Source organism: Hyphomonas sp. J20-32 (assembly GCF_055808555.1).
The window spans coordinates 2,257,140-2,269,756 of sequence record NZ_CM147873.1; the positions used below are offsets into that span (position 1 = coordinate 2,257,140).

The following is a 12,617-nucleotide window of genomic DNA, read 5'->3' on the forward strand; positions in this document are numbered from 1 at the left end:
ATCATGGACCTTGGACTTTCCCATTTTCTCGCCGTCTCGGCGGCGCTGTTCACGATCGGGGTCGTGGGCATATTCGTGAACCGGAAGAACATCATCGTCATCCTGATGGCGATCGAACTGATCCTCCTGTCGGTGAACCTGAACCTGATCGCGTTCTCGGTCTTCAACGGCGACATCGCCGGGCAGATCTTCGCCATGCTGGTCTTGACCGTGGCGGCAGCTGAAGCGGCTGTCGGCCTTGCCATTCTCGTCGTCTATTTCCGCAATCGCGGGGATATTGCGGTCGAGAATGTCGACCTGATGAAAGGTTAGAGGCTGATGCTGCCGGATATCTTCATTCTCTTTATCGTGCTTGCGCCCGGAATCGTGGCGCTGACAGGCCTCGTTCACAAGCAGATCGGCGATGGGCCGGTCATGTTCCTGACGACGGGTGTCGTGCTTGCTGCCGGCGCGTTGTCGCTGTTCCAGCTGTTTGCCTATGCGGCCGGTATCGGCGGCGCGGAAGGCCATGGCGAAGCGGCTGGTCATGCGGTTGAAGCGGTTGCTGCCAATGGCGCGCATGTCATCACCTTGATGCCCTGGATTGATGTTGGCGCGTTCCAGGCGAACTGGGCGATCCGCGTCGATACGCTGTCCATCGTGATGATGGCCGTGATCACCGGCGTGTCCGGACTCGTGCACCTCTATTCGTGGGGCTACATGAGCGAAGACCCGCATCGGTCGCGCTTTTTTGCCTACCTCTCGCTGTTCACTTTCGCGATGCTGTCGCTTGTCGTGGCGGATAATTTCATCCAGCTGTTCTTCGGTTGGGAAGGTGTTGGCCTGGCGTCCTACCTGCTGATCGGGTTCTGGTACACGAAGAAGGCCCCCAACGACGCCTCGATCAAGGCATTCGTGACCAACAGGGTGGGTGATTTCGGCCTCGCGCTCGGCATCATGGCCGTGTTCTTCGTGTTCGGATCGGTCGAATTCGAACCTGTATTGGCTGCCATTCGCGAGAACGCAGTGGTGACGCCGCTGGCTTTCGCGGAAGCGGCGCCGGCGCAGGAGGCGATCATCGAGTTCCTCGGGCAGCGCGTCTACGCGCTCGAGCTGATCGGCGTACTCCTGTTCATCGGCGCAATGGGCAAGTCGGCCCAGTTCTTCCTTCACGTCTGGCTGCCGGACGCCATGGAAGGCCCGACACCTGTTTCGGCCCTGATCCACGCTGCGACCATGGTGACCGCAGGCGTCTACCTGGTTTGCCTTCTCTCGCCCCTGTACGAGCACACACTCTATGCTGCCGGCATGGTGACGATTGTGGGTGCGGTCACGGCGCTCTATGCCGCGACGGTCGGCATGGCGCAGAATGACATCAAGCGCGTGATTGCCTATTCGACCTGTTCGCAGCTCGGCTACATGTTCTTTGCAGCAGGCATCGGCGCCTATGAAGCCGCGATGTTCCACCTGTTCACGCACGCCTTCTTCAAGGCGCTGCTGTTCCTTGGCGCAGGTTCGGTCATTCATGGCATGCACCACGAGCAGGACATGCGGCGCATGGGCGGTCTCGTGAAATTCATGCCGCTGACCTATGCGGCGATGCTGATAGGCACGATTGCCATCATCGGCCTGGGCATTCCGCATACACTCATCGGATTCTCGGGTTTCTTCTCGAAGGACGCGATCCTGGAGAGTGCGTTTGCTGCCGGAGAACATCACGTCATGTTCGGCCAGGTTGCCTTCTGGTTCGGCATCGTCGCGGCACTGCTCACCAGCTTTTATTCCTGGCGCCTCATCTACATGACGTTCCACGGGCCGCAGGCATCTGCAGAGCATCATGACGATCATGGGCATGCTGCGGCGGACGACCATGGACACGCCCATGACGACCATGCGCACGTGCCGCACGAGAGCCCGGCCATCATGCTTGTGCCGCTGGCCCTGCTGAGCCTGGGAGCGGTTTTCGCCGGCTTCTATTTCCACGACTGGTTTGTCGGCGGCAAGGAAAGCGCATTCTGGGGCGGCGCCATTTATTCGGCTGCCGAGAACCACGTGCTGCACGACCGGCATAACGTGCCCGAATGGGTGCTGTGGGCGCCATTGGCTGTCACGCTTGCCGGCTTCCTGATTGCGACGCTGACTTATTTCTTCAATCGCGGATTCGGAAAGCGCATCGCCGACAGCGGCGGGCCGCTTCATGCCCTGTTTTCGAACAAATGGTATTTCGACGAACTGTACAACGCGACGCTCATCAAGGGCTCGGCGCTTCTCGGGAACCTGTTCTGGAAGGCCGACAAGAAGATCATCGACGGCGTCGGACCCGACGGCGTTTCATCGCTCACGCGCTGGGGTGCCCGGCGTGTCTCCGCGATGCACACTGGCTACCTGTATCATTATGCGTTCGTGATCATTGGAGCTGCGCTGGTACTCGGCGCCGTCATGTGGTTGCGGGCTGGAGGAGTTAACTGATGGGCGGTTTTCCCATTCTTTCGGCGGTTGTCTTCCTGCCGCTGATCGGCGCGCTCATCATCATGGGTGTGCGCTCGGCAACTGCAGGCAGTTTCAGCAGCGAGGAAGCCGGCAAGGACAGCCGTGCCGCCTTGCTGGCGGGCCTGATCATCTCCAGCGCGACATTTGTTGCGTCGGTTGCAGCCTTCCTGACATTCGATTCCAGTGCGGTCGGCTACCAACTCGTTGAGCAATATGCCTGGTATGGCGAGATCACCTACAAGGTCGGGATCGATGGCCTGTCGATGCCGCTCATCCTGCTGACGACCTTCCTGACGCCGATCTGCCTGCTGGCCAGCTGGAACTCGATCAATACGCGCGTAACCGAATATGTCGTCGCGTTCCTGGTGCTCGAGACGTTCATGCTCGGCGTGTTCGCGGCACTTGATATCGTCCTGTTCTATATTTTCTTCGAAGCCGGGCTGATCCCGATGTTCCTGATCATCGGCATCTGGGGCGGCAAGGAAAAGATCTACGCGGCGTTCAAGTTCTTCCTTTATACGCTTCTGGGCTCGCTGCTGATGCTGGTGGCGGTCGTCTACATGTTCCAGGCTGCCGGTTCGTCGGACATTGAAATCCTCGAAAAGTTTGCGTTCCCGCCGCATATCCAGACATGGCTGTGGCTGGCCTTTGCGGCCTCCTTCGCGGTGAAGCTGCCGATGTGGCCGGTCCATACATGGTTGCCTGACGCCCACGTCCAGGCACCCACGGCTGGCTCGGTCATCCTGGCTGGCGTGCTGCTGAAGATGGGCGGCTACGGCTTCCTCAGGTTCTCGCTGCCGATGTTCCCGGATGCGAGCCATCTGTTCCAGCCGGCCATGTTCGCTTTGGCGGTGATCGCCATCGTCTACACGTCGCTGGTCGCGTGGCGCCAGACGGACATGAAGAAGCTCATCGCCTATTCGTCGGTGGCACACATGGGATTTGTGACGCTCGGCATTTTCTCGTTCAACGAGGTTGGCGTGCAGGGCGCGATCTTCCAGATGCTGAGCCACGGCCTGATTTCCGGCGCGCTGTTCCTGATTGTCGGCGTGGTTTACGACCGCATGCACACACGCGAGATTGCGGCCTATGGTGGCCTGGTCAACCGGATGCCTGTCTATGCCACATTGTTCATGCTGTTCAGCATGGCCAATGTCGGCCTGCCGGGCACGAGCGGGTTCGTCGGCGAAATCCTCACCATGGTCGGTGGTTTCCAGGCAGCAACATGGGCCGCGGCAGGCGCCGCGCTGGGCGTGATCTTCTCAGCCGTCTACATGCTGACGCTGTACCGTCGCACCGTGTTCGGGGAGATCACCAACCCGAAGCTCAACGACATTAGCGACATGAATTTGATCGAACTGATCTGCATCGTGCCGCTTGCGCTGCTCACACTATTGTTCGGCGTCGCGCCGAACCTGATTTTCAACATTACTGAAGGGGCAACGAACCGCGTTCTGTCCCTGATGGTCGGAGGCTGACGGCCCATGCTCGACTATACTGCCATGATCGTTGCAATCGGCCCGGAGCTTTGGCTCGCGGCGGCGGGACTGCTCGGCGTGCTGCTGGGCGCGGTCCTGAAGGACCGGTTCAACGCATTGTCTTTCAAATTCGGCGCACTAACCCTGTTCGGAGCGGCCGCGCTATCGCTCATGTTCTATCAGGGCGGCGAGGCGTTCGGTGGGCTGGTGCACACGAACACTTTCGTGAACTTCGCGAAGTTCGTCAGCTTCACGGTGGGCGGTTTTGCGTTGGTGATGTCCGAAGGCTTCCTGAAGCGCCATGACACGATCCGTTATGAATACGTGCTGCTGACCATCTTCGCGAGCCTTGGGATGGGGATGATCCTGTCGGCCGCCGACTTGATGACGCTTTACATGGGCATCGAGACACTCAGCCTGTCGTCCTACGTGCTGGCCGCTTTCCACCGGGACTCGGCGCGGTCTTCGGAAGCGGGCCTCAAGTATTTTGTGCTCGGTGCACTTGCCTCCGGCATGCTTCTCTACGGCGCCTCGCTTGTGTACGGTTTTGCTGGCACAACGCATTATGCAGGCATTTCGAGTGCTGCGCCGTCAATCGGGCTGATGTTCGGCATGGTCCTGATGATCGTGGGATTGGCGTTCAAGGTTTCAGCGGCGCCGATGCACGTATGGACGCCGGATGTCTATGAAGGCGCACCGACCCCCGTCGGCGCTTTCTTCGCGTCGGCCCCGAAAATGGCCTCGATGGTGGTCTTCGCGAACGTGATGTTCACGGCCTTTGGCGACGTGATGGACGAGTGGCAGATGATCGTCGCGATCATTGCCGGCCTGTCGATGATCATCGGCTCGTTCGGCGCTCTGACACAGACCAATATCAAACGCCTTCTCGGATATTCCTCGATTGCCAATGTGGGCTATGCACTGGTGGCGGTCGCCGCAGGCCAGGCGAGCGGTGCCGGGGCGTTGTTGATCTTCATGACGCTCTATGTGGTTTCGTCGCTCGGTTTGTTCGCCGGTGTCCTGGCGATGCGCCGCCGCGGTGGCATGGTCGAGAGCATCGACGAACTCGGCGGTCTCATCAGCTCGCGTCCGTGGCTTGCGATCGCCCTGTCGATCCTGATTTTCTCTATCGCCGGCTTGCCCCCGTTCGGCGGTTTCTTCGGGAAATGGGAAGTGTTCAACGCCGGTATCGAGGCGGGCTTGCTGCCATTGGCGATCATCCTCGTGGTCGCGTCTGTCGTATCGCTCGGATACTACCTGCGCATCGTGAAGATCATGTGGTTCGACGAGCCGAAAGAGCGTTTTGAATCGATTGATGGATCGGTGACATTGACTGTGCTTGCCTCGGCGTTCGTCGCAGGTATCCTGTTCCTTGTGTTCATCAACCAGCTCTCGCAATGGGCGTATGACGCCGCTCTGGGATTAGCCTCTTGAGTCTGGACTGGCCCGTTCATCACCTCGGCGCCATTGACAGCACCAATTCCGAGGCGAAGCGGCGTGCGACCGCAGGCGGATTTTCCGATACATGGCTCGTCGCGGAGGCCCAGTCGGCCGGTCGCGGGCGGCTCCAGCGAAACTGGATTTCCCCCGTCGGCAACCTGTTCGCGACGGCATTGTTTCACGAGCCCGGCGGGATGGTTGTGGCGTCTCGGTTGCCCTTCGCAGCGGCTCTGGCTGTCAGCGACGTTGCCCGATTGTTTGCACCGAACGCCGACATTCGCCTGAAATGGCCAAACGATGTGCGTATTGGCGGGGCAAAGCTGTCCGGTATCCTTATCGAAACCGGTGGGTCGGGCGCGGATACCTGGGTTGCCGCTGGTATCGGCATCAATGTCACCCACGCCCCGGACGGAGCCGGACAGAGCGCGACATCGATAGCAGCACTCCGCGGAGACGCGGTCGTGGCGGCCGACATGGTGCTCGAAGCCCTGCGGAAGGCCTTTTCGCAACGGTTGAGCGAGGCGCGGGTAGGGTTTGCCGATCTCCGCAAAGCCTGGCTGGAGCGCGCCGAGGGGATCGGGGCGACAGTGCGTGTTTCGGCGTCGGGCGAACCCATAGAGGGCATCTTTGAAGATATTGACGAATTCGGGGCCCTCATCCTCAGATTGCCCGATGGTGCTCGGCAGACCATAAGGGCCGGAGATGTGAACCTGGTAGGGAGAGTGTAGGCGCAATGCTGCTTGCGATTGACGTAGGTAACACGAACACTGTGTTCGGTGTTCATGACGGAGACAACTGGCTCGTCCAGTGGCGCAGCGCGACTGATGCCCGCAAAACGGCTGACGACCATGCCGCCTGGTTGTGGCGGCTGGCTGACATGCACGGCATGGACCTGAGCAGGATCAATGGCTGCGTGATCTCGACGGTTGTGCCGCAAGCGGTGTTCAACTTCCGCAACCTCGCGCGGCGCTATCTCAATATCGAACCCATGTTTATCGGGGATCCGTCGCTGAAAACGGGCGTGGAAATCCGTATTCGTCGCCCGGAACAGGTTGGCGCGGACAGGATCGTCAGCGCGCTCGGTGCGCATGTATCCTATCCGGGAAACCTCATCGTTATCGACAGCGGCACCGCGACCACTTTTGACATCGTCGCCGAAGACGGCGGGTTTGAAGGCGGCATCATTTCACCCGGTATCAACCTGTCGGTTAGCGCCTTGCACGATGCTGCAGCGCAATTGCCGCGGATCGCGATCCAGCGCCCGAGCCAGGTGATTGGCCAGGATACGGTCAGCGCAATGCAGTCTGGTGTATTCTGGGGCTATATCGACCTGATTGACGGGCTGGTGCGGCGCATCAAGGCCGAGTATGGAAAGCCCATGCAGGTGGTTGCAACCGGCGGCGTCGCGTCCCTGTTCGAAGGCGCCAGCGAAACGATTGACCACTACGACCCTGATATCCTGATCAGCGGTCTCCTCGAAATCTACAAACGTAACAAATAGGACCTTATGGCCGATTCAGCACAGCTATCCGACGAACTCGTTTTCCTGCCACTGGGGGGATGCGAGGAGATCGGCATGAACCTGAATGCCTATGGGTACGGGCCGCCGCATGCGCGGCGGTGGATACTCGTGGATGTCGGCGTCACCTTCGGAGGCCTGGATACGCCGGGAATCGACCTGATCTGTGCAGATCCCGATTATCTGATCGGCGAGCAGATCGACGCAATCTTCCTGACGCATGCCCATGAAGACCATATCGGAGCGGTCGGCCTTTTGTACCCGCGCCTCAAGACCAAGGCGCCAATCTATGCAACGCCCTTCACGACGGAACTCGTGCGGTCCAAGATGCTGGAGCGCGGAGTCGATCCGCGGTGGCTGAAACCGGTCGCGATGGGGGGGACGGTAGTGGCCGGGCCGTTCACGGTGACCTACGTCACGCTTACCCATTCAATCCCCGAGCCGAACGCGCTCGCCATCGATACGCCCGCCGGAATGATCCTTCACACCGGGGACTGGAAGATCGATCCGGATCCCCAGATTGGCGGCCCGACAGACATCAAGGGCCTGACGGCACTCGGCGATCGCGGCGTGCTGGCGATGGTCTGCAATTCCACCAACGTTTTCGAAGACGGCGAATCCGGTTCGGAGGAAAGCGTCAAACAAGGCCTGATCGACCTGATCGCCGAACAGACGCAGGCGGTGGCTGTCACGACGTTTGCCTCGAATGTTGCGCGGGTGAAGTCCATCATCGAGGCTGCAGAGCTGGCAGGCCGGAGCGTGTGCCTTGTCGGGCGGAGCATGCATCGCATCACCGATGCTGCGAAGGCCGTCGGCATCCTGCCGCGCAATCTCGAATTCGTCGATGAATCGGAAGCCAAGTCGATTCCGGCTGAGAACATTCTCTACCTTTGCACGGGCAGCCAGGGCGAGGCGCGCGCCGCGCTCGGCCGGATCTCCCGGAACGACCACCGCAATGTCTCGCTGGGCGAAGGTGATTGCGTCATCTTTTCGTCGCGGATCATTCCTGGCAATGAACGCGAAATTTTTGCCATGCAGAACGCGCTGGCTGACCAGGGGGTGCGCATCATTACCCCGCGCATGGTCAAGGAGCCTATCCACGTTTCAGGACACCCCTGCCGGGGCGAACTGCAGAAGATGTACCAATGGGTGCGGCCCGAGATTGCCGTGCCTGTGCACGGCGAGCGCAGGCATATCATGGAGCACGCGGCCTATGCCAAATCGCTCCAGATTCCGCAGGCAATCGCTCCACAGAACGGTAGCCTTGTCCGGCTCGCGCCAGGCCCGGCCGAGGTCATCGACCTCGTGCCGGCGGGCCGGTTGTTGCTCGATGGCAAATTCCTGGTTCCGGAAGGCGCGCAGGGGCTGAATGAACGCCGGAAACTGTCGGAGAACGGCATGGTACTCGCCAGTGTCGTGATCGATGAGGATGGCGACGTGATTGACGGCCCAGTCGTCGTCGTGCGGGGGTTCTCGGAATCTGATGGCCGTCTCGCCGATGAAAGCCTGGATGACCTGGACGAGGCTGCAGACGCGGCCGTCCGGAAGATGAAGCGCAAGACCCGTCTTGATGATGACATGGTTGAGCGCGAAATAGGTCGGGCCCTGCGAAAGGCCTGCGAGGCGACGTTTGGCCGGCGCCCGATGATTGATGTGACTGTATTGAGGAGCTGAAGCACCATGAGCGAATTCAAAATTGGCCCGTTGAACCATGTCGGCATTGCCGTGCCGGATATCGAAGAAGCCTGCGACACCTATCGCACGCTTTATGGCGCAACCGACATCACCACGCCGTTCGACATGCCGGAACAGGGCGTGAAGGTTTGTTTCGTGAACCTGCCGAACGCGCAGATCGAGCTGATCGAGCCGCTGAATGCTGAATCGCCCATCGCGAACTTCATTACCAAGAACCCGAAGGGCGGACAGCACCATGTCTGCTTTGAAGTCGATGACATCAACCAGGCCGTTGACGAGATGGGCAAGCGCGGCGCGACGGTGCTTGGCAAGCCGCGTATCGGCGCACATGGCACGATGATCATTTTCGTTCACCCGAAGAATTCGAACGGTGTCCTGATCGAGTTGATGGAAACGCCAAAAGGCCACCACTGATGAGCATTGCGAGCGGCGTCGTCGTCTTTGTCATGTGCTGGTGGATATGCTTCTTCGCGGTCCTTCCGATCGGAGTTCGCGGGCAGTTCGAGGACGGCGACGCGACTCCCGGGACGGAGGAAGGGGCCCCCGTCAATCCGATGCTGTTGAAGAAAGCGCTTTGGGCTTCGATTGGCGGTGTCATCCTGACGGCAATTGCCGCGTTAGTTGTGCCGCTGCTCCTTGCGGACTAGGGGCGGCTGCGGCTAGTTGAGCGCCAAATTCAGCGTTAGCGGGGAATCCATGCGTCTTTCGAAATTCTTTCTGCCGGTTACCAAGGACGCCCCGGCGGATGCGGCCATCGCCTCGCACAAGCTGATGCTGCGCACCGGCATGATCCGGCAGAACGGCGCGGGCATCTATTCATGGTTGCCTATGGGCTACATCGTTCTCAAGAAGATCGAGCAGATCGTGCGCGAGGAAATGAACCGCGCCGGTGCCATCGAAATGCTGATGCCGACCTTGCAGCAGGCCGACCTGTGGCGCGAATCCGGCCGGTATGACGACTATGGCAAGGAGATGCTGCGCATCAAGGACCGGCATGACCGGGACATGCTTTACGGGCCGACGAATGAAGAGCTGATCACCGACGTGTTCCGCTCCTATGTCAAAAGCTACAAGCAGCTGCCGCTGAACCTGTATCACCAGCAATGGAAATTCCGCGACGAGGTTCGCCCGCGTTTCGGCGTGATGCGCGGCCGTGAATTCCTGATGAAGGATGCTTATTCCTTCGACCTGACCGAAGAAGACGCAGGGGTCTCCTATCGCAAGATGTTCTGCGCCTATCTCAATGCGTTCGACCGGATGGGCCTGACCGCAATTCCGATGCGCGCCGATACAGGGCCGATCGGTGGTGACATGAGTCATGAATTCATCATCCTGGCGGACACAGGCGAAAGCGCAGTGTTCTGCGACAAGGCCCTTCTGGACTTGCCTTCGCCGGGCCTTGACCTTGATTTTGACGCTGACCTCAACGCCGAAGTCGAAAAGCGCACGCGATACTATGCCGCGACCGAAGAGATGCATGACGAGGCGGCCTTTGCCGCTATCCCGGCTGACCGGCAGGTGTCGGCGCGCGGCATCGAGGTCGGCCATATTTTCAACTTCGGCACAAAGTATTCCGTGCCGATGAATGCGGTCGTGCAATCGGCGGACGGGCAGATGGTGCCGGTGCAGATGGGCAGCTATGGCATTGGCGTGTCACGTCTTGTCGGCGGCATCATCGAGGCCTGCCATGACGAAAACGGGATCGTCTGGCCGGAATCCGTGGCGCCCTGGCATGTCGGCCTGATCAATATGCGCGTTGGCGATGCGGCTTGCGATGCAGCCTGCGCTGACGCCTACAAGGCCCTCACCGATGCGGGCATGGACGTACTCTATGACGACACGGATGAGCGCGCCGGCGGCAAGTTTGCCCGCATGGAGCTGATCGGCCTGCCATGGCAGATTGTTATCGGTCCGCGTGGCATCGAAAACGGCGTCGTCGAGGTGAAGCACCGCAAGTCCGGCGAGAAGGTGGAGATGCCTTTCGCCGAAGCGCTGACGAAAGTGACGCCCAAATGAGCGAACTCGGCCACGTCGCACCGCCCTTTGGCAAGCTGGAGCGCACGCTGGCCTGGCGCTATTTGCGGGCCAAGCGCGAGCATGGGGGGGCATCGCTGATTTCGATCATTTCCTTTGTCGGGATTTTCTTCGCCGTCGCTGCGCTGATCATCACCATGTCGGTGATGAGCGGATTTCGCGCGACCTTGCTGGATGCCCTGCTCGGTGGCCAGCCGCACGTCTACGGCGTGGTCAGCAGCTATACCGAGGATGAAGCGAATGCGCTGGCGGGTACGATCCGCGAGATCGACGGGATCACCAGCGTGACGCCCTATCTCGAGGAATACGTGCTGATCACGGCCAACGGCCGCAAGACCGGTGCAGCCGTTCGCGCGATCCGCACCGAAGACCTGGCGACAATGCCGTTCCTCAAGGATGGTGGAAAGTCGGCCATTGCGGCGGGCTTTGGCGAAGGCCGGAATGGCGGAAATGTCATCATGCTTGGCGCCTTCCTCGCGGCGGGACGGGAAGGGCTTGGCATTCGGCCGGGCGACAAGGTCGAGATCGTGACGTCCCAGCAGACGGCCGGCCCGATGGGCGGCACACCGCGCAGCAAGTCCTATGTCGTGGGCGACATCTTCAAGACCGGCAGTGTTGAACTGGACAGCCTCTATGCGTTCATGCCGATGGAGCAGGCGCAGATCCTGTTCCAGTCCAAGGGCCATTACAGCATGCTGGACATACGGTTGAAGGATCCCGAGAAAACACACGAAGCGATGACCGCCATCGCGAATGCGACGGGCAATGCGCTTTACACATTCGACTGGAAGAGCCAGCGGGAAAGTTATCTCAATGCCCTGCAGGTGGAACGCACGATGGTGCGCCTTCTCGTCATGGTGATCATGGCGATAGCGACACTGAACATCATCGTGGGCGTCGTGATGCTGGTGAAGAACAAGTCGCGGGATATTGCGATCCTGCGGACCATCGGCCTTGGCCGTAACGGGGTGCTGCGGGTGTTCCTGTTGGTCGGAACCGTGCTCGGAACGCTGGGTGCTCTGTTGGGCGTCCTTGTCGGCGTGATGGTCGTGCTGAATATCGGGTTTGTCGAGGACTTCATCAACCTGTTCGTCCAGGGCGAAGTGTTCGACGCGGAAACATATGGCCTTGAGGGCCTGCCGGCGATCCTCGACTGGCACGAAGTGATCCGGACGGGCCTCTACGCCCTGTTCATGTCGATGGGCGTCTCGATCATCCCGGCCTGGTGGGCATCGCGCCAGGATCCGGTCAGTGCGCTGAGGTTCGAATAATGGCCGGTCCCGTGCTTGAACTGATCGGGATTGACCGGGTCTATCGCACCGCTGCGGGCGAACTGCCTGTGCTCAAAGGAACCGACCTGCGCTTGAATGCCGGGGAACTGGTGGGGCTGGTCGGGCCTTCGGGTTCCGGCAAGTCGACGCTGCTGCATACGGCTGGCCTGCTGGAGCGGCCGGAAGCGGGCAAGGTGATGCTGGACGGCCTCGATTGCCTGTCGCTGGACGACAGGGGCCGCACCGCCATCCGCCGCTCGAAAATCGGTTTCGTCTACCAGTTCCACCATTTGCTTCCCGAATTCAACGCGGCCGACAATATCGCAATGCCGCTGATGATCGCCGGTGTGAAGAAGAAAGCAGCGCGCGAGAAGGCAAACGCCCTGCTGGAGGTTATGGGGCTCGCCGACAGGGGCCACCACCAGCCGGGCCAGATGTCCGGTGGCGAGCAACAGCGCGTGGCGATTGCCCGGGCGCTGGCCAATGACCCGCGCCTGGTCATCGCCGATGAGCCGACAGGCAACCTCGACCCGGCGACGACCGAGCGGGTGTTTGCGACGCTGATCAAGATGGTGCGGGACGAAGGCGCCGCTGTCCTCGTGGCGACCCACAATTTTGCCCTGACCCAGCACATGGACCGCGTCCTGACGCTGCAGGACGGCAAACTGGTGGACTACAAGCCGGAATAAGCTGTGGAAGGCCGCTGCTGAC

The 12,617-nt window shown here is 60.4% G+C and carries 12 protein-coding genes; all 12 read left to right on the plus strand.

Going from position 1 to position 12,617, the window contains the following annotated elements; translation table 11 throughout:
- Positions 1-3: 3 nt before the first annotated feature.
- Genes nuoK through AC0L7I_RS11060 form a run of 12 tightly spaced genes read left to right on the plus strand, consistent with a single transcriptional unit; the run spans position 4 to position 12,595 of the window.
- Entirely contained in the window at positions 4-312 is a 309-nt protein-coding gene (gene nuoK / locus AC0L7I_RS11005; protein ID WP_473396471.1) for an NADH-quinone oxidoreductase subunit NuoK, read from the plus strand.
- Positions 313-318: 6 nt separating this feature from the next.
- Entirely contained in the window at positions 319-2,448 is a 2,130-nt protein-coding gene (gene nuoL, locus AC0L7I_RS11010; RefSeq protein WP_473396472.1) for an NADH-quinone oxidoreductase subunit L, read from the plus strand.
- Positions 2,448-3,947, plus strand: coding sequence for an NADH-quinone oxidoreductase subunit M (locus AC0L7I_RS11015; RefSeq protein ID WP_473396473.1), 1,500 nt, complete (start codon positions 2,448-2,450; stop codon positions 3,945-3,947). The genes nuoL and AC0L7I_RS11015 overlap by 1 nt, the downstream gene beginning before the upstream one ends.
- A gap of 6 nt (positions 3,948-3,953) precedes the next feature.
- Positions 3,954-5,381, plus strand: coding sequence for an NADH-quinone oxidoreductase subunit NuoN (nuoN, locus tag AC0L7I_RS11020; protein ID WP_473396474.1), 1,428 nt, complete (start codon positions 3,954-3,956; stop codon positions 5,379-5,381).
- The gene (locus AC0L7I_RS11025; protein WP_473396475.1) at positions 5,378-6,115 is read left to right on the plus strand and encodes a biotin--[acetyl-CoA-carboxylase] ligase; all 738 of its coding nucleotides are present in this window, start codon (positions 5,378-5,380) and stop codon (positions 6,113-6,115) included. Before nuoN ends, AC0L7I_RS11025 begins: the two co-directional genes overlap by 4 nt.
- Positions 6,116-6,120: 5 nt before the next feature.
- Positions 6,121-6,888, plus strand: a complete 768-nt coding sequence (locus AC0L7I_RS11030; RefSeq protein WP_473396476.1) for a type III pantothenate kinase — start codon at positions 6,121-6,123, stop codon at positions 6,886-6,888.
- Positions 6,889-6,894: 6 nt separating this feature from the next.
- Positions 6,895-8,580, plus strand: coding sequence for a ribonuclease J (locus AC0L7I_RS11035; RefSeq protein WP_473396477.1), 1,686 nt, complete (start codon positions 6,895-6,897; stop codon positions 8,578-8,580).
- Positions 8,581-8,586: 6 nt separating this feature from the next.
- Positions 8,587-9,015: a methylmalonyl-CoA epimerase gene (mce, locus tag AC0L7I_RS11040; protein ID WP_473396478.1), complete on the plus strand. Its 429-nt coding sequence runs from the start codon at positions 8,587-8,589 to the stop codon at positions 9,013-9,015.
- On the plus strand, positions 9,015-9,248 hold the full coding sequence (locus AC0L7I_RS11045) for a DUF1467 family protein (protein WP_473396479.1): 234 nt from the start codon (positions 9,015-9,017) through the stop codon (positions 9,246-9,248). The genes mce and AC0L7I_RS11045 overlap by 1 nt, the downstream gene beginning before the upstream one ends.
- Before the next feature lie 49 nt (positions 9,249-9,297).
- On the plus strand, positions 9,298-10,617 hold the full coding sequence (gene proS, locus AC0L7I_RS11050; protein ID WP_473396480.1) for a proline--tRNA ligase: 1,320 nt from the start codon (positions 9,298-9,300) through the stop codon (positions 10,615-10,617).
- A complete protein-coding gene (locus tag AC0L7I_RS11055; protein WP_473396481.1) occupies positions 10,614-11,906 on the plus strand; it encodes an ABC transporter permease in 1,293 nt (430 codons plus the stop codon). Before proS ends, AC0L7I_RS11055 begins: the two co-directional genes overlap by 4 nt.
- Positions 11,906-12,595: an ABC transporter ATP-binding protein gene (locus AC0L7I_RS11060; protein WP_473396482.1), complete on the plus strand. Its 690-nt coding sequence runs from the start codon at positions 11,906-11,908 to the stop codon at positions 12,593-12,595. The genes AC0L7I_RS11055 and AC0L7I_RS11060 overlap by 1 nt, the downstream gene beginning before the upstream one ends.
- Positions 12,596-12,617: the final 22 nt, after the last annotated feature.